This window comes from Vulcanococcus sp. Clear-D1 (assembly GCF_014654725.1).
Taxonomy (GTDB): Bacteria; Cyanobacteriota; Cyanobacteriia; order PCC-6307; family Cyanobiaceae; genus Vulcanococcus.
The window spans coordinates 176716-194023 of sequence record NZ_JACVZV010000018.1 but is presented as its reverse complement, the minus strand read 5'-3'; the positions used below and the strand labels follow the sequence as shown (position 1 = coordinate 194023).

Annotated in this window: 20 protein-coding genes; 10 read left to right on the top strand and 10 right to left on the bottom strand. The window is 64.0% G+C overall.

All coding sequences use genetic code 11. The features are described 5' to 3' along the window. Positions 1-101: 101 nt before the first annotated feature. Entirely contained in the window at positions 102-491 is a 390-nt protein-coding gene (locus H9532_RS07855) for a lysozyme inhibitor LprI family protein (RefSeq protein WP_296367102.1), read from the top strand. A gap of 14 nt (positions 492-505) precedes the next feature. Here H9532_RS07855 and H9532_RS07850 read toward each other — a convergent pair whose 3' ends face one another. The 8 genes from H9532_RS07850 to H9532_RS07815 all read right to left on the bottom strand — a co-directional run bounded on the left by H9532_RS07850 (position 506) and on the right by H9532_RS07815 (position 4865). Then, positions 506-736 carry a helix-turn-helix domain-containing protein gene (locus H9532_RS07850; RefSeq protein ID WP_296367100.1) on the bottom strand — a complete coding sequence of 77 codons (231 nt, stop codon included), beginning with the start codon at positions 734-736 and terminating at the stop codon, positions 506-508. Continuing rightward, entirely contained in the window at positions 736-1542 is an 807-nt protein-coding gene (locus tag H9532_RS07845) for a KilA-N domain-containing protein (protein ID WP_296367098.1), read from the bottom strand. Before H9532_RS07845 ends, H9532_RS07850 begins: the two co-directional genes overlap by 1 nt. Beyond that, entirely contained in the window at positions 1539-1844 is a 306-nt protein-coding gene (locus tag H9532_RS07840) for a hypothetical protein (RefSeq protein ID WP_296367096.1), read from the bottom strand. Before H9532_RS07840 ends, H9532_RS07845 begins: the two co-directional genes overlap by 4 nt. Further along, positions 1844-2428: a hypothetical protein gene (locus H9532_RS07835; protein ID WP_296367094.1), complete on the bottom strand. Its 585-nt coding sequence runs from the start codon at positions 2426-2428 to the stop codon at positions 1844-1846. The genes H9532_RS07840 and H9532_RS07835 overlap by 1 nt, the downstream gene beginning before the upstream one ends. Then, entirely contained in the window at positions 2421-2666 is a 246-nt protein-coding gene (locus H9532_RS07830) for a hypothetical protein (protein WP_296367092.1), read from the bottom strand. The genes H9532_RS07835 and H9532_RS07830 overlap by 8 nt, the downstream gene beginning before the upstream one ends. Next, positions 2663-3433: a hypothetical protein gene (locus tag H9532_RS07825; protein ID WP_296367090.1), complete on the bottom strand. Its 771-nt coding sequence runs from the start codon at positions 3431-3433 to the stop codon at positions 2663-2665. The genes H9532_RS07830 and H9532_RS07825 overlap by 4 nt, the downstream gene beginning before the upstream one ends. A gap of 90 nt (positions 3434-3523) precedes the next feature. Further along, positions 3524-4243 carry an XRE family transcriptional regulator gene (locus H9532_RS07820; protein ID WP_296367088.1) on the bottom strand — a complete coding sequence of 240 codons (720 nt, stop codon included), beginning with the start codon at positions 4241-4243 and terminating at the stop codon, positions 3524-3526. A gap of 244 nt (positions 4244-4487) precedes the next feature. Further along, complete coding sequence (locus tag H9532_RS07815; RefSeq protein ID WP_296367085.1) at positions 4488-4865, bottom strand: VRR-NUC domain-containing protein; 378 nt, start codon at positions 4863-4865, stop codon at positions 4488-4490. A gap of 754 nt (positions 4866-5619) precedes the next feature. On the opposite strand from H9532_RS07815, the gene H9532_RS07810 reads away from it, so the two are divergent. Further along, positions 5620-6147, top strand: coding sequence for a hypothetical protein (locus H9532_RS07810; RefSeq protein ID WP_296367082.1), 528 nt, complete (start codon positions 5620-5622; stop codon positions 6145-6147). On the opposite strand, the gene H9532_RS07805 is transcribed toward H9532_RS07810, so the two are convergent. After that, positions 6144-7571: a DEAD/DEAH box helicase gene (locus H9532_RS07805; RefSeq protein ID WP_296367080.1), complete on the bottom strand. Its 1428-nt coding sequence runs from the start codon at positions 7569-7571 to the stop codon at positions 6144-6146. The two genes, H9532_RS07810 and H9532_RS07805, sit on opposite strands and share 4 nt — an antisense overlap. A gap of 103 nt (positions 7572-7674) precedes the next feature. On the opposite strand from H9532_RS07805, the gene H9532_RS07800 reads away from it, so the two are divergent. The 7 genes from H9532_RS07800 to H9532_RS07770 all read left to right on the top strand — a co-directional run bounded on the left by H9532_RS07800 (position 7675) and on the right by H9532_RS07770 (position 14947). Then, positions 7675-7869, top strand: coding sequence for a hypothetical protein (locus H9532_RS07800; protein ID WP_296367078.1), 195 nt, complete (start codon positions 7675-7677; stop codon positions 7867-7869). 15 nt (positions 7870-7884) lie between these two features. Continuing rightward, a complete protein-coding gene (locus tag H9532_RS07795) occupies positions 7885-10608 on the top strand; it encodes a primase-helicase zinc-binding domain-containing protein (protein WP_296367076.1) in 2724 nt (907 codons plus the stop codon). A gap of 293 nt (positions 10609-10901) precedes the next feature. After that, a complete protein-coding gene (locus H9532_RS07790) occupies positions 10902-11588 on the top strand; it encodes a hypothetical protein (protein ID WP_296367074.1) in 687 nt (228 codons plus the stop codon). A 123-nt stretch (positions 11589-11711) separates the two neighbouring features. Beyond that, entirely contained in the window at positions 11712-12080 is a 369-nt protein-coding gene (locus H9532_RS07785) for a hypothetical protein (RefSeq protein WP_296367072.1), read from the top strand. A gap of 4 nt (positions 12081-12084) precedes the next feature. Then, complete coding sequence (locus H9532_RS07780) at positions 12085-12606, top strand: hypothetical protein (RefSeq protein ID WP_296367071.1); 522 nt, start codon at positions 12085-12087, stop codon at positions 12604-12606. Beyond that, complete coding sequence (locus tag H9532_RS07775) at positions 12603-14249, top strand: terminase (RefSeq protein ID WP_296367069.1); 1647 nt, start codon at positions 12603-12605, stop codon at positions 14247-14249. The genes H9532_RS07780 and H9532_RS07775 overlap by 4 nt, the downstream gene beginning before the upstream one ends. An 8-nt stretch (positions 14250-14257) precedes the next feature. Then, positions 14258-14947, top strand: a complete 690-nt coding sequence (locus tag H9532_RS07770) for a sigma factor (protein ID WP_296367066.1) — start codon at positions 14258-14260, stop codon at positions 14945-14947. Between the two features lie 52 nt (positions 14948-14999). Here the strand turns inward: H9532_RS07770 and H9532_RS07765 are convergent, their stop codons facing one another. Next, positions 15000-16040 carry a hypothetical protein gene (locus H9532_RS07765; protein WP_296367065.1) on the bottom strand — a complete coding sequence of 347 codons (1041 nt, stop codon included), beginning with the start codon at positions 16038-16040 and terminating at the stop codon, positions 15000-15002. 63 nt (positions 16041-16103) lie between these two features. Between H9532_RS07765 and H9532_RS07760 the strand changes: the two genes are divergently transcribed. Continuing rightward, a complete protein-coding gene (locus H9532_RS07760) occupies positions 16104-17306 on the top strand; it encodes a hypothetical protein (RefSeq protein ID WP_296367063.1) in 1203 nt (400 codons plus the stop codon). Positions 17307-17308 lie beyond the last annotated feature (2 nt).

The following is a 17308-nucleotide window of genomic DNA, read 5'->3' as shown; positions in this document are numbered from 1 at the left end:
AGGCCACGCGAATCGTAATCGAAATAATCGCAGCAACCGCAGCTTCCGCAAGAGCGTCGGGCTGGTGCGTCCTATGCCTGCTCAGGTCCATGCCTGGTTCGATGGTGTCCGGCTCCGTGCCCCTCCTGCTGCTCGCTCCGTTGGTGATCTCAGCAGTGCTGATTCCAGGGTCCGCCCAGGCTGCGGACGACAGCCTGAACCAATCCGTGCAGCAGCTGCGGCGATTTCCCTTTCAGCCCGACTGCGACGGCAACACCCAGGAAATCGTGGCCTGCCTATGGCGCCAGCGGAATCAGAACGACGTCACGCTGCAGCGACTGCTGGGCAGCTCAGCCCTTCTGGAGCAATGGCGCACCAGCCGCCGGCAGGTCTGCGAGCGAGCCGCAGCGAAGGCGGAGGGGGGCTCGATCCATCCCATCGTCTGGCTGGGCTGCGAGAACAAGCTCAATGCCGCTCTGATCAAGGAGATCAGCCAGCCACTGGTTCCCTGATCGGACCTCGATAGCTACAGGTGGCGCCGGCTCCAGCCGGTGATGGTGGCCTCCACGTTCTCCAGGTGCCACTGCAGTGGCCCCCGTCCCTGGGTGCAGCCCCAGCGGCGGTAGTGCTTGCCCGGGGTGAGCACCCCTCGCAGCCGCAGCTGGCGGAGGGTTTCGCGGCTCATCCCCAGGGCAGCGCAGGCTTCTGCCGTCGTGACCCAGACCCGCTGGTGGGATGACGTTGTCGGCGTGTCCATCAGCCCCCGGCCAGTTGGGCGCGGCAGCGCTTGAGGGTGTTGATCAACCAGGAGCGGCGGTAGCTCTTGACCTGGCGCGGGGCCCCATCAACAAACTGTTGGCGGCAGGGGGGCTCTTCGCCGAACTCTTCGCGGTACGCCCTGGCCACGAGCCGGCCGGCTGCGCAGAACTGGTTGCGCGGAAGCGCTTGCTGGAACACCTCCAGCCAGGCGTCTCCCAGGGTGAGCTCCTCGTCAGTCGGGGCACCGGGCAGCAGCCCCGAGCTTGCGGTCAGGACGTTGCTGCGCACGATGTCCTTGAACAGGAGCTCGTCGCGTTGATCCAGGCCGCCGAGCCGCTCGAACAGGCTGATGCTGCGTTCCACCAGGGCGATCACCTCGGCCTCCCTGAGCCGGGGTGGTGGTGTTTCCACAGGAGCCAGTTGAGCCTGCTGGACGCTCTCCAGGAACCAGCTGTCCATCCACACCGCGAACGGCGCGCTGATCCAGCGGGCCAGATCGACCGCGACCTGGGGATGGACCCAGGTGCCACCGCCACCGGCACCGCCTGAGCGGGACTCAACAAGGGCGTGGACGGAAATTCCGGCCACGCTTTCCAGCGCGTCTAGATAGAGCTGGCACCGGTCGGACTCTCGGTAGTCCTTCCACCGCTTGCCGTTGGCCTTGCACATGGCCGTGGCATTCACGTAGCCATCGCTGGTGCGCCGAGAGATCGGCGTGCCGTTCCAGGAGCGGGAGACCAGAGCGGGGTGATTCATCGAGGCAACAGGTGCAGCTGGATGGGATGACGTCGTCGCGTTGTTCATCGGTCTGAAAGCGGTGTGACGGGGGGAACCTCACCGGCGTCAATGCCGGCAACGGGGCGGAAGACGGTGCTTGTGCTGGCCACCGGCCGCGGCGGAACGGGCCCGGCGAGCACCAGCAGCAGGGTGCTCAGCTGAAAGAGGAGCACCAGGAACACCAGCAGGCGAAGGCCGGCCAGGCTGGAGGCCGTGACCATGACGGTGGGCCGGCGGGTGCGGCAGAACGCAGGCAGCTGGGGACCGGGCCGCTGAAGGTGCCTGCCCCTCCAGGCCCCGGCGTTGTGGTCCTGACGATCGAGTGGCATCAGAACAGCTCCTCGTCGTCGGCAGCGCCGGCGCTCCAATCACCGGCAGCAGCGCCGGTTGTGGTGTAGCCCTCGACCTCCTCAAACCCGTCGGTGGGATCGACCTGCTCGTAGGGCACGAACTCCACGACCTGAACGGCCCGAGGCTGGAAGGTCATGCCGCAGCCATTCTCCCCGTCCCAGTCGTAGATGTCGAAGGCGACGACCACCTTGGAGCCGTTGCCGATGGCGGCCCCATCCCAGGGCTGCTTTTTGGCATCGACGATGCGGGGGCCCTCAGACAGAGAGCCGTCGCGCCGCTGAAACTGCGGCACCTTGAAGCGCACCACCGTGATCTCGCTGGGCTTCTCCTTGTCGGGCTTCCAGGGGAAGCCCTTTTCGGCGCGGCGCTTGCGGCTGCCGTGCAGGGCGATGAACTGGTCCTCCATCGCCAGCAGGAAGGACTGGGCCTTCTCGTCGCTGTTGGCGAGCAGGAGATCGGCAGTCCAGGCCTTGGGTTTGCTCTTGTCGAGCTGTTGCCTCGGGGTGATCAGGTGAGCCCAACGCACTTCGGCGAGGGGCGTACGGAAGATGTCTTTAGCCATGGGATGAATAGGTGGAAATCTGGTGTTGATCGAATGGAGGAAGGGGCGGCAGGCCAAAGCGCTCGCGCAGCAGGTGATGCACCGCTCCGCTGGCGGAGATGTTGTGGCGCTCCATCACCTCGCGGATCCGCAGGTACACATCGGTGCGCACCTGGGTCTGGATGAAATGGCGACCAGCCTGAGAGCGGGGCTGCTCGCCGTAGCGGCGTGGCGGCCGTGGGCGATGGCTCTCGCTCATGGTCCTGGCTCCGCAGGAGCTTCTGCCTGCACCTGGACCTGCGCTTCTTCGAGGAAGAGCGCGATGAAGTCGCTGTGCTGCCGTTGGGTGATGCGATCACCGATGGAGCGGGCATTGCGCGGCACCTGGAAGTGCTCGCGGAACGCAGTGGTCAGCTCCCGGCGCGTGGCCTGGGGCAGATCGAGCACACGGCGGTGAACCTCACTGACCTCCTCAGGGGTGAGGGGAGCCAGAGCTGGATCAGCGTCTGCAGGAGCGCCGTCATCCCTGGAATCAGCCAGGGGGACTGGCCCCTCAGGAGACGGATCCTCGGCTCGCTGATCGGGACAAATCTGTGGCAGAGGATTCACGTCAGACTTTCCAGTCGCCTGCTCCTCTGCATCTACACAGGGCTCTACAGCCCGAGCCTGAGTGGACACAGGAATGCCCAGCAGCATGGCCAACATCAGACCGGTGGTTTCGGCCAGATCACTGGCCTCATCGGCCCAGGACTCGCTGTAGAGCTCGGCCCCGGCGACGTGCATCACCGTGACTTGAAGCCTGGAGCGGCCTTGCTGCTCGCGCAGGCGGGCGGACCAGCCGATCCCGCCGCGGAAGGCAGGGCGGGCTGAGTGCATCACCTCCGCCAGATCGGCGGCGGCAATGGGGGACACCTCAGCCTGAAAGCTGGCCAGGGCATGGGTGAGCTGTTGCTCGGGGGTGGCGTGGGCCAGGACGGCCGGCGGCGCCTCAATGCCGGCCCCTGGAGGCCTGGGGGGTGAAGCCATGACGGATCGAATCGGGCGGTTGCCCGCTGGTCCGGATCTTAGAGCTCTTTGCTGGAAGCCGCACTCATAGCGACTGTTAATTCCTAGCCATCAGGCCTTGACTGGCTTCTTGGCTTTGCGGCCGCTGGGCTTGGCGCCCTTCCTGTTGGCCGCCTCCCACTGGTCCAGCCAGCGCTTGGGCAGGTAGAGGTCGCCCTCGATCCACAACGGGACCAGCTCCTCCGGCTTGTAGTCGCCGAAGCCCGTGAGCACGGCATAGAAGCGCTTGCGATGCTCTTCGCTGGCCTCGACCGCCAGGGAGTTGAGGGCGTCGCTGGGCTCGAGGCCGCATTCGTCGACAACCCGGCGCATCTGGTTGCGCCACTTGCTCGAGAGCTCCGTGGCCTTGCGCTGGCCAACGGTCGGCGCGGGGGTGGTGCGGAATGCTTCCGGCACATCTCTTAGACCGCAGTAGCAGGCCCAGAGCTCCAGGGGCGTCCAGGTTGGGCAGTCGTTGTCACCCAGGGGAATGGCGTTCTCGAGCTTCTCCTTGATCGCCTGGCTCTTGACCGGGCCCCAGTCCTTGTCGGCGATGCGGCGGTTCAGCTCGCCCAGCTGCCAGAAGGCCTTCTGGCGCAGCTCGCCGGCCTTGCCCTGCTCGATCACCGAGAGGTTGCCGTAGGAGATCGCATCGAAGCCGGCCTCTTCCGCCCAGCTGCAGGCGGTGTATTGGGTCCAGCCGTTGGTTCTTCGCCAGTTCAGCAGCATCCGACCGAACGCTGCGCGGTTCTCCTCCTGGCGCTCAAGCAGCTCCGCGTAGGTGATGGCCACGTTCAGGATCCTGAATGGGATTTCCCGAACCATACGGCAGACTTGGCACTCCTAGTCACGTCCTGACACGTCCTGGCATATCAGGTCCGAGCCTGTCCAAGCCTCTGCAGGATCTGCTTGGCAAGTTGGCCAGTGATCACCTTCCCTGTCTCTGCCTGCAATCTCAGAGCAAGGGTGTAGGGGTGCTCGTCCGGGTGGGCCTGCGTGAGACGCCTCAGCTGCTGCTTCAGTTCTGCCGGATCCATCAGTGTCCCAGCCGTACTTGCCTCGGGGTGCCAAGCAGCTGCTCGGCTTCATCCACGGAGCGGCAGACCGCTGCCGCGCCTCCGAGCTCCTGCACGAGGCGCAGGAAGGCCCGCTGCTCCGGGCTGAGCACGCCCTGGGCTGTCTTGACCTCCAGGGCGACGAACTGGGCGAGCCGCTGGCCGACCAGCTCGGGCGTGATCTCCAGCGCGCGCAGGCCGATCAGGTCGCTGCTGCCCTTGCAGAGCCCAAAGCGCACGAAGCGTCCCTGCTGGTCGACCAGGGCACCGGTGTTGTTGCGCCAGAGCCGCACGGCCCCGCGGCCGCAGGCCAGGCGAATGCGCTGCTGGATCTCGTGTTCGCTGGGGGAGAAGGCCATGCCTCCTGTTGCCAGACTCGGGCCAGCGACCACCCTGGCGAGCGCCTTACCAGGCCACACCGCCCTTCAGTCGCGGCAGCCAGGCCTGACTGAAATTGACTTCCGGCCTATACCTACGTATGCCAAGCAGGACATCGTCAGCCACCAAGGAAATGCACCCGCCATTGATTGGCCATACCTTTTTCCGTCCACTGACGGCCCTGATCCTGACCTGGCAGACCTTGCAGGGCTTGAGTAGCAGCGCCCTCGCACAGTCACTTCACTTCACCAGATTGAAGAGCACAACGGCGACTTGTACAGAAGCACAATCATCAGTCCAATCCGAGCTCAGATCGAGAGGCTTCTTCTCTCCCTATCGAGCCAATGCCGGCACTCGCATCGCGCGGATGGTGTATCCAACAATCACACTGGATAGCACCTCCATCCGCAAGTATTACTACGGTGCGCCTCCAGGAAGACCGCAGCAGCTGGACATCAATTTATCTGGGGACTCCGGCAAGCTTTACCAGGGCCTTCTCTCCTCTCCAGTTTACCTATCCGCTCTTGGCGCACGGATCTTGGAAGCATGTCCAGACATTGGCCTGGTGAGCTTCAATCACTGGCATGAGGGCGGGGTCCCAGTTGGCTTTTTCCCTGATGGCACGGCTCGCACCTTTCGATGGGTAGACCTCGGAGATGGCCCGCATACACGCCTAGTCCCTGGAGAGGACGGCACGAATGTCATGCAATACGAATGGGGGTACTACTTCTCACCATGAAAGCGCTCATCTCTTTTGTCACGCTTGCTTTGACCATGGCGTCCCTGGCCGGCAGATCAGCTTTTGCGAACGGCAGAGCTTCCGCCTACGAAAGCATCAAGGACCCTCGCTGCCTCAATGCCATTCATCAAGTACACAGCGACATTGAAAACAGGCTGGGCGGGGATCTGCAAGATGTGCAGATCTATTCACCAGCGTCAGAAAGTCCCGCTGCAGCCTCGCCCATACCAGAGAAGCAGCAGCGGATCGTCTTCAACCTCAACACGCAGTGGTCGCGAGGGCTGCAGGCTACTCAGCAGGCGCACAACGCAAACCAGGCACTCACGAGCAGCCCACAGCTCACCAAGAAATACACAGAGCAAGTCCTCTCCGCCTGCCCCGATGTAGGGAGTGTGGTCTTCTACATGTGGGAATGGGGAGTGGGTTGGTCAGTAGGCGGCGACTCCAATCTGGTGCAAGACCGCTGCGTTTACCCCTCGCAAGGTAGATCGTTCTACATCTGGGGTGAAATCGGCTGCACTTAGAGGTTCGCTCCTCCACCTTTTTGCCTGGCTGCCCAGACGTGCCTGGCCCAGCCTGGCTTGTAGCCCCGATCCTGCTCGCGTTGCAGCAGCTGCTCGAAGGTGCGACAGCCTGCGGCCGGGTGCGTGCGCCGCGACCGTTGCTGCTGGTTGGGCTTAGGCCGGTGGCGGGCTGCGCCCGTGACTTCCACCAGTTCACCCTCAACCTGCTGGAGCCGACGGCGCTGCTCATCGCGTTCCTCGGCCAGAAACAGATGGCCGCAGTCCGGGCAGACCTGTGTCGCGCTGGAGCAGCTGCAGAAGCAGACGGGGCAGTCCTTGATCGGGATCGAGACACCCTCACGCCGGCGCCGACCGGCCAGTTTCCACTCGCGCTCATCGGTGGGCAGGCCGTGGCGATGGGCGTTGCCGACGTGATCGAGGATCACCGCTTCCTGCTTCCCAAGTGCGGGACGCAGGGCCCGGCCGACCATCTGCAGATAGAGGCTCAGGGAAGCGGTGGGGCGCATCAGGATCGCGCCGCCCACCGAGGGGATGTCGGTGCCCTCAGAAATGATCATGCAGCTGGTTAGCACCTCCACCTCCCCAGTGCCCAGTCCTGCGATCAGGCGTTTGCGCTCCTCGGCCGGCGTGCCGCCACTCACCGCCGCGGCCCGGATTCCCGCAGCGCGGAAGGCTCCGGCCATCTGCTCGGCGTGTTCGATCGTGCAGCAAAAGCAGATGGCGGTGCCCGGGTGCAGTCGGCGTCGGTAGTGCGACACCGCATCACCAATGGCGGCCCGTTCCCCGAAGGCGCGTGCCGCCTCCTCCAGGTCGAACTCGCCCATGCGACGTCGCAGTTTGCTGTTCCTGGCCCCTGGCCAGGAGAACACCTTGGGCCTGGCCAGCCAGCCCTGTTCGACCAGCCAGACCGCTGAGGGCCCCAGCACCAGGGCCTCGAAATAGCCGCCGGCCTCCACGCCCAACCCCTTGCCATCAAGGCGTTCGGGGGTAGCGGTCTTGCCGATCAGGTGGGCATAAGGCCAGGCCTCGATGATCCGGCCCCAGACGTTGCCGGCGACCAGGTGGTGGGCCTCGTCCTGAATGATCAGATCCGGCTGGGGCAGCTGCCCCAGCCGCCGGGCCACGGTCTGCACCGAGCCCACGGCGACCTGCTGGCCCTGCAGCATGTGGCCAGGAGCGATCACATCGGGCTCCAGCCCCCAGGCCCGCACGGTGCCGGTGAGCTGCTCGATCAGCTCGGCCCGGTGGGCGAGCACCAGCACCCGCCGGCCCTTGCTGGCGGCGCCCTGAACGATCGCGCCGATGGTCTGACCCTTGCCCGCACCGGTGGGCATGACGGCGCAAACCCGCTGGTGAACCTTGAGGGCAGCGCGGAGATCATCCAGCAGCCGCTGCTGGTAGTCGCGCAGAGCGATCGGGGCCATGGGCGTGACGACAGGCTTTGCACTGAGTCAGACGCCTCAGCAATGTTCAACTTATCAAGCCCTGCCGGGTGTGCTTAGGCTGTGCTCAGAACTCCAGGCATACATGGCTTCCTTTGCGCCGCCTCTGAGCGTCTCCATCACCGAGGCGCAGCTGGCTTGGCTTGACCAGCGCCGCTTGCATGGCACCCTCAGTCGCTCGGCGGTGCTGCGCCAGGTGATCGACGCGGCGATCGCGGCAGAACAGGCCGGCCTTGCCCTGCCTGGGCCTGTGTTGGCGGCAGCCGCTGAGCGTCGTTGATCCGTAGCGACACCCATGGCAACCGACGTGATGACCGCGGCCAATGGCCGCTGGAAGGAAATCCTCAAGGCGCTTGCTGGACTGCCTGTCGAGCAGCTCAGCAACCGCCACCAGCCCTGCCCTGCCTGCGGCGGGCGGGACCGCTACCGCTTTGACGACCGGGACGGGAACGGCTCCTGGTTCTGCAACCAGTGCGGTGGCAAAGACCACCTGGGGGGTGGGGGGACCGGGATTGACCTGCTGATGCGGGTGCGCCGCTGGAGCTTCCGCCAGGCCTGCGAAGAAGTGGAGCGCTACCTGGGCCTGGATCCAGCCGGGACCGAGCGGCATCGGCCCCAGCCGGTGAGCACCGGCAACGGTTCCGGCGGCAAGCTCCCTGCCCCACCGGCCACCCCTGCGGCCACAGGACTCCCCGGCCACGCCAGTCGGCCCTGGCGCCAACCCGAGGTGCCGCCTGCTGACGCCGCGCCGCCAGAGCTGGAGCGGGGTGCGATCGCCCAGTGGTGCTACCGCGATGCGGCGGGGAACCCGCTGTTCTGGATCCAGCGGCTCTGCCCTGGCCGCAGCGGCCGCAAGGGCTTTCTGCATCGGGTCTGGCTCGATGGTGGCTGGCACCGACCCAGCCGCCGCGATCCCTTCTCCTGCGAGTGGCCAGCCCCCCGACCCCTCTACGGCCTGCCGGGGTTGGCCCAACGCCCAGACGCACCGGTGTTGGTGGTGGAGGGGGAGGGCACGGCCGATGCAGCTGCGCTGCTGTTTCCCGATCACGTGGTGATCAGCTGGGCCAACGGCACCAATGCGATCGGCAAGGCCGACTGGCAACCGCTGGCCCCACTGGGGCTGGCGGGGCGGACGGTGACGCTCTGGCCCGATGCCGACGCACCGGGCCGCAAGGCGATGCCACGGCTGGCCTCTCTGTTGCGCGAGCAGGGCTGCAGTGTGCAGCTGGTGGAGCCACCGCCCGATCTGCCGCAGGGCTGGGATCTGGCCGATGCCGACTGGAGCCCAGCGGAAGCGGCCGAGCAGCTGCAGCAGTGGCTGCAGCCCCTACCGGCAGCACAAGGGGCCTCGAACCAGGACGCAGAAGCTGATCGGCAGGAGCCCACCTCCGCTGAGTCACCGGCAGGTGGCGGTGGCGGGGCGCCGTTCCAGTGCCTCGGCTACGACGGCGAAGCCAGCTACTACCGCTCCGGCCGCACCGGGCAGGTGCTGCGGTTGAGCCGCTCAGCCCACACCGCCACCCATCTGGTGGCCCTGGCGCCCCTGGCCCACTGGGAGACCCTCTACCCCAGCCGCACCGGCGTGAACTGGTCGGCGGCGGCCAGCGACCTCTACGAGCGCTCGATCGCCGCAGGGCTATTCACCCCCGATCGCATCCGCGGCCGCGGGGCCTGGTGGGATGACAGCCGGCCCCTGCTGCACCTGGGCGATCGGCTCGTCACCCCCGAGGGGGAGCACCTGATCACCACGCCTTTTCGCTCGCGCTACGTCTACCAGCGCATGCCGCGCCTCGATGGGCCGGGCGATGTGGAACCGCTGTCGGTACAGGAGGCGGCGGTGATCGTGAGCATCGCCAACCGCTTCCACTGGGATGTGCCCGCCTCGGGCACCCTGCTGGTGGGCTGGGTGGTGCTCGGCCCGATCTGCGGTTCGCTGCGCTGGCGGCCCCATGTGTGGCTCACCGGCGGTGCGGGCTCGGGGAAGAGCGCGATCCTCGATCGCTACATCACCCCCCTGCTGGGTGACTTCGCGCTGCTGGTGAGCGGCTCGACAACAGAAGCGGCGCTGCGCCAGTCGATCTGCTCCGACGCCGTGCCGGTGGTGTTCGACGAGGCCGAGAGCAATGAGCGGCCGGATCAACAGCGGATGCAGGGAATCCTGTCGCTGGCGCGGGTGGCCAGCAGCGAAAGCGGGGCCTCCCTGCTCAAGGGCTCCCCGAGCGGGGAGGTGAGCCGCTACCGGGTGCGCTCGATGTTCCTGCTCAGCTCGATTGCCACCGCCCTCAAGCAGGGGGCGGACCGCAGCCGCTTTGCCCAGCTCACCCTGCGCAACCCCGCCGAGCTGCCCAAGGGTGAGCGGGAGATGCACTGGGTATCCCTGGATCGGGACCTCGATCGCCACATTTCCAGCGAGCTGGGCCGGCGGCTGATCGCCCGCACCGTGGGCTTGATCCCGATGATCCGCCAGGCCGAGGGGGTGTTCACCCGGGTAGCGGCCCGGCACTTCGACTCCCAGCGGCTGGGGGATCAGTACGGCACCTTGATGGCCGGGGCCTGGTCGCTGCTCAGCGATGTGGTCCCCACCCAGGAGGAGGCCGAGCAGTGCATCGCCTGCCACGACTGGGAGAGCTACAGCCAGAGCACCGAGCTCAGCGATGAGCAGCGCTGCATCCAGACGATCCTCCAGCACCCGCTGCGGGTGGAGTGCGCCGATCGCAGCGTCACCCGCACCATCGGCGAGCTGGTGGAGCTCGCTGCCCACCAGGCTCACGACCTGGAGATCAGCGCGGAGTTGGCTGCTCAAGCCCTGGCCCGCCAGGGATTGCGGCTGGAGCCGCCCCATCTGCTGGTGAGCAACACGGCCGAACCGATCGCCCACATCCTGCGGGAGTCGGCCTGGGCCCATGGCTGGGCGGTGGTGTTGCTGCGCCTGGCCGGTGCTCAGCGGCGCGGGCCGGTGCGCTTCTGCGGCGCCGGCATGGTCACGCGGGCGGTGGCGATCCCGCTGGCGGTTCTCTGAGGCGCAGCGTCACAGCCATGACACCCCGCAACACCCCACCGTTATGCCCAGATCGACTGCAGCGCAATCGATCACAGCGGCTGTAACGCTGTGACGCTTTTCGGCGGGGATAGACACCCTCACACACACACATCAACACCTATGCACACCTGCGTCAGGACACACTGCTGCTTGCTAATGCTTCTATTTAGAGAAAGAGGGTTACAGCGTCACAGGGTCGGCTCAACCCCTGCTCTGGCGCAGGATTTCGGCTGTGACGCCTGCCGTCACAGCCCGTTGCAGGGGAAACGGCCATGCTGACGACGACCTGGCTGGACCCCATCCCCGGCCTCTGGCGGGATGAGGCGGCCCACCGCTACTGGCTGGGCGATCACCTGTTTCCGGTGTCGATCACCGGCGTGCTGGCCCATGGCTTGAGCGAAACCGCCAAGCGCGCGATCGAGGCCAAGCGACCGATCTGGGAGCCGCGCGGGACCACGGTGCATGCGGCCCTGGAGCACTACAGCCAGGCCCGCTTCCTGGTGGGCAAAAGCGCCAGCGATGCCCTGCTGGAAGCCGAGACACTGCCGGGCCATCACCCATACCGGAACTGGATCCTGCCGCTTTTGCAGCTGCCGCTCTGGGAGGAGGTGGAGGTGATCGCCAGCGAGCGGCTCACCTGCTGTCTGGCCCGCAACGTGGCCGGGGCCTTCGATGGCGCCTATGTCTCACCGGCGCTGAGCGAGCGCCATGGTGAGCCGGTGCGGGTGCTCTACGACCTCAAAACCCTCTCGGCCCACGGCCGGCCCTATTCCACCGCCGCCCAACTCGGGGGCTACATGGTGCTGGAGGCCACCCAGGGAAACCACTACGAGCGGGGCCAGACGATCTGGAGCAAACCCGGAGAAGCCTTCACCAGCACCTTCTACAGCCGTGAGCAGTGCCTGGCGGCCTGGGCCGCCGCCTGGAGCCGCTACTGCCTGGCCCGCAGGCCCTTCTGATCAGCAGACGGAGCCATTAGGAACTAACAGCCCTTGCGATTGCGGCTCTTAGTACAGAGCCCATACAGTGGGCTGAGCACTGGGCTATGCCCTGCTGGCCTGCTCGATGCTCTGTTCCTGGTGATGGCTGCCGCTTCTGCTCCTGTTGAACCGACTGCTCCAGCGGTCGATGGCATCGATGGCCTGCTGGATGCGCTGACCGCGATCAAGGCCCAGCAGAAGGAACTGGAGCAGCAGCTTGAGCCGCTGCTGGAGGCCCTCAGCGCGGCGATGGCGTCCGGCCAGCTGGACCCCTCCTTCTCCCACAACGACTGGGCCTTCTCCCACAGCCTTGGCCGTCTGAGCTACGAGTTCCCGGCGGCCGTCCAGCAGATCGAGCAGCAGCTCAAGTCCGCCAAGGAAAGCGCCATCCAGCAGGGCAGCGCCACCGAGAAGCGCGGCAAGCCCTTCTGGACCATCCGCCCCCCGAAGGCGCAGGACCAGCCGTTCTGAGCCGATGCCGCAGCGTGCCCACGCCCTGCCTCCCGCTGATCCAGTGGAGGAGCTGCGCGCTGCGGCCAGCGCGGAGGACGACAACGGCCAGCCGCTGTACCAGCCCACTGATCCGGCCAGGCCAATCGGCCATGCCAATCCACCGCGTCGCCCCAAGGGTGTGGCGGTTCAACTCACTCCCAGGCCCTCGCGGCTGGAGGTGGAACGGCGCATTGCTCAGGCACAGCTCTGGGTGGCTCAGCGCCTACCTCTGGTGCAGATCATTGAAAATGCTCGTGAGAACTGGGGAATCCACAACACCCAGACGGTCAACCGCTACCTCAACCTCGCCCGCGAGCGAATGGTGGAGGAGCTGATCACCGACCGGCGCCGCCACCAGGCCGAGCAGATCTTTGCCCTCAACGACTGCGCCCGGCGGGCGATGGACGCGGGCCAGTTCAATGCCGCCGTCGGCGCCTTCCGGGTGATCGCCGAGATCGGCGGGCTGCTGCGGGCCCCCATCAAGCCGCCGGAGCCCCGGGCATGAGAACGGTGACGACCACAGCGGCAGTGCCAACGGTTCTCCAACCCGAAGCCTCCTCATACGAGGGGGGCGGCCTGCTGTTGCCTGAGCTGGACCCCTGGGGCGACGGCGGCCTGCTTCACCTGCCGGCCAGCATCACTCCAATCCAGGCGGAACCGCTGAGCCTGCGGAGCTTCATCGCTGAGGCCTATCCCCGCTATGGCTTCCACCGCTGGGCTGAGGTGCTGATTGACCTGCTCCAGCAGGTGGCCGATGGCCAGCTGAGCCGGTTGATCGTCACCTGTCCGCCGCGCCTGGGGAAATCGCTCCTGGTCTCCAAGCTGTTTCCGGCCTACTTCCTGCAGCGCTACCCGCATCTGTTTGCGGCGATCGCCTCGTACTCAGCTGAGCTGGCCTACGCCCACTCCAGAGAAGCCCGCCACTTCTACCGGGTGACGGGCCATCTGCTCGCCAGAGATTCGGCGGCCGTGGGGAACTGGCTGACGCGGCAGCGGGGTGGCTGCATCGCTGCTGGTGTGGATGGCCCGTTCACGGGAAAGGGCTACAGCCTGGGAATCATCGACGACCCCTACAAGGGCCCGGGTGATGCAGCATCCCCTGCGCTGCGGCAGAAGCTGATCGACTGGCTGCGCTCGGTGTGGCTCACCCGCGCCGAACCGTCGACGGTGCTGGGTCCTGACGGCACCGAGCAGCCGAACCTCTCGGCCCAGGTGGTCGTGCTCACCCGCTGGGACCACCAGGACGTGATCGGCTGGTTGTACGAGCAGGAGCTGGGGGAGGCCCCGCAGCAGTGGACCGTGCTCGATCTGCCGGCGATCGCCGAAGAGCCGGCCGATCGCCCCAAGCTGCCGCCCACCTGCACCCTGATCCCCGATTGGCGACAGGCGGGCGAAGCGCTGTGTCCAGAGCGCTTCCCCCTGCCGGAACTGCTCAAGATCAGAGCTCGCCTCGGTGCCTACTGGTGGGCGGCGCTGTATCAGCAGCGGCCCAGCCCGGCGTCTGGATCCATCTTCCTGCGGCAGTGGATCCGGCCGCCCTTCCCCCGCGAGGACGGCAGCCAGCGTCACTACGCCCTGCTGGCCCTCTCGTGTGACCTGAGCTTCAAGGGGGAGGCGGAGAGCGACTACTGCGGCTTCTGCCTGGTGGGCCTGCTGGCACCACCGGCTCCCTCTGCCATCCCCCGATCGGGTGAATCTCAGGGGCCCATGCCCCAGGCGGCGCTGGAGATCGAGGTGCTGTGGGCGGCCCGGCACCGCTTTGGCCTGCCGGAGGTGATCCGCTTCCTGCTGGGCTGCATGGAGGCCCTCGAGCAGCAGGGCCTGCGCCCCCATGCCGTCCTGATCGAGGACGCGGCCAACGGCCCGGCCGTGCTGCAGACGCTCAGGCGCCGCGTGCCGGGGATGCTGCCGATCACCGCCCGGGGCAGCAAGGAAACCCGTGCCCATGCTGTCGCACCCCTGGTGGAGGCGGGTCAGATCCGCTTCCACCACCGCGCCCAGCCGCTGGTGGAAGAAGCCATCCGCTTCCCGAAGGGAAGCAAGGACCTGGTGGATGCCTTCTGCCACGGCGCCCTCTGGCTGGAGGGCCGCTACTGGAAGGCTCAGGGCATCCAGCCGGTGGTGACGCCGCTGCTGGTGAGCCGGTGAGCGGGCCGATGGTGTCCGCGGTGCGGGAACATCCCAAGCCTTCCGCAGTGGAGAGCCCACGCCCTGCCGTGCTGACTCCTTCTGCTGTACAGCTGGTGTTGCCGCTCACGGTGGTGCTGGTGGGCAATGCAGCTGGGGCGGAGCGAATGCTGCGGCAACGGCGCTACCGCCGGCCGGCGTGCCATGCCCGTGCGCAGCAGCTGGAGATCAACCTCCACGCTCCAGTGCTTCACCTGCCCAGAACTCAGTGTCAGCAGCCTCCTCGCTGCAGGCCACGGCGAGAACGGCCGGTGCGGCCACACGCCGCTGCCGATGCCCTGGCGTTGGAGCACAGGGATCTGGCCGAAAAAATCGCCGGTAACTTCGCTCGGCGCACCGTTCACCCCAAGGAGGATCTGCTACAGATCGCCATGATCGGGCTGATTAAAGCGGCCCGGCGCTACGACCCCTCACGGGGCCCATTTCGGCCCTATGGCCGCACCTACGCCAACGGGGAGATCACACACTTCCTGCGTGACAACGGGTTCCTGCTCAAGGTGCCGCCGACCTGGCGGGAAATTCACGCACGGGGGCACCGGATGCTTGGTTCAGACGTCTCGTTAGCCGCGATGCTGAAACACCTGAGAATAACAAGGCAGCAGTGGCAAACCATACTTGAGGCTTGCTCAGCAAGAATAGTGAGCCTGCAGATTGATTAAATGCCAATGATCAATCGCCAAGGACAGAGATCCGGCAAAAGCAGAACACTTGCTATCGATTGATTTCCGCTTTTATCCAGCCAGCCCCTGCCGCACTACCGCGCATGAAGGACCCAAGAACATTCAGAACAGCCAGCGAGATTCCAATCGGCGGTAACGCGACGCATGTTGCCACCAATGCACCAGAGCCAAGCGCTTTCGCCGCGAATTCTCCAGCGTCAGAAGAAGTGACTTGTTGGTTTAGAACTTTTCCAAGAAGGCTGAGGCCATCCACTACAACAAAACCTATTGCCGCCCCAAGCATGGGATTCCCTGTTAGCACAGCCACACCAGCAGAAGAAGCACCACGGATTGAAGAGTTTACTGCGGCATAAGTAATGTCAGCTGCAATCAGTTCAGCCATCTGGGGCAAGGCGGAAATTGCCTGGCCTCCGCCCAAACCGTAGAGATAAGCAAGTCTTTGCGTTACAGCATTCAAGCTCCCTGTAGCCGCACAAGCGGCAACAACAGAACCAATGGTTTCTATGTCACCCAAGAGGTCAATTCGGTCAATATCCCGAGCCATAGCAATCGCCTCTTGATCATTTCTGATCTCATACAATGCGGCTTGATATTGAGTCAAGGGGGTATCTCCCTGCCTCAGATTCTCATTGGCTGGCGTCCAAATCATATTTTGAGGGTCATAGCTGCCACCCCCAGAATGCGGAACGATATGCGAATAGTGCTTCCCATCAAGGAACGACTCTAAAAGAACCTCTGATCCAGATCTGATGATCGGTTCAGGGGTGTCCTGATAAAAGACTTCGGCCGCTTCCTCTCCATTCCTATAAGCACCATGCGTTCCTGCAAGATGGAACTTAGAGCGAATGCTTGGCGATAGACTTCCGAATTCCAATGGATCGGGAATATGCCTCTCGATGTCCTCGGCATTAAATATTATACCGGCGGTTGACGTATAGGCTGCAGCAAGACGATTTTCCTTTGCCCTGCAAAACTCAAACCAAGTCAGCGGAAGTATTCCAGTCGCTCGGCAGGCCGAGGAATAAGCGTCGTACGAAGTGAAATCCTTAAGGATGGATTCATGGTCACCCACGGCCAGACCTCAAACTCTGTTTACCATGTTAGCTTGGACCTAAGAGTATGGACCCCTTTGACCATGGGCAAATCTAATCTCGAGAAAGCCAAGACAGATTTTAATATTCTAATGATTGGCCCCTCAGGCTCGGGGAAAACAGTATATCTTGCGGCACTTTGGAAAAAGTTAAATGTGCCTGCCAGAGGGAATCTTGATTTTTATCTTTCCTTGCCAGATCAACAAGACAAAATCAATACCCTGAACAAGATCTACGAAACGGTTGCTTTTGAATCCGAGTGGCCTCCCGGAACTGCAAACGTTTCATCCTGGAGCTTTGATTGTCGCGTAAGGAAGAATGATGGCAAAACAGTCAAAGCCCTGACATTCAACTATCTTGACTACGCTGGAGGTAATTTTGAGGGCTACACAGACGTTGACGCAGAAGTGCAGAAGGCGATTCGGAGCGCCGATGGCTATCTTGTGCTGGTAGACGGCTTAAGACTGCTTCAGCTGCATCAAGGCAGCAAGCCTGGAGTGAGATGGGCCGTACGATTTGGCTCAACAGTTATCCCTCCTCTTCTGCAAGATGCAACAAAGCCCACGCAGTTTGTTATATCAAAATGGGATGTACTGCAGTCGGCCGGGCTAAGCCTTCAGGACTGCAAGCGCCTTCTGTTTACAAAAATACGAGAGGTCAGTGAGTTTGCTCGGCCATTGGTTGAGGAGGCAATGATCAAAGGAGATCGCAAAGCGTCTATTCGTGTTTATCCAGTCAGTTCAGTCGGAGAAAACTTTGCCTGGTATGATGAGGAATCTGATACCATGAATAAGCGAGAAGAAGTGTTCCCTGAGCCCTTCAATGTTGAATTCCCTTTAACATCGTTGATACCTCTTTATATTGAGCAGCAGATCTACGCCGAGCAAGAGCAGTTAAAACGAGCCAGAGAGGCAGAGATCAAGCTGGGCAAGCGCCCAGAGCTTGATCTTGAAGGGGGAATTCGTGTTGGGATGAAAAGAGGCTTTGATGGACTTTCTCAGCTTCCTTTCGCCGGTTCTCTTTTCAAATGGGTAGGCGAAGGAATTGGAGGTGAAGCTGAACGTCGACATACCGAGCAGGTCAAAGAACACGAGACCGCCCTACAAGAGATTCTAAAGCAACAGGGACAAATTGCAGACGAGCTACGAGCTCAGCAGTATTGCTGTGAAATGTTTCTCAAAGGAATGCATACCTTTGAGGCGATGAATCCCGAATGCATCGTGACGATCCGAGACCTTGAGGGTTAAGC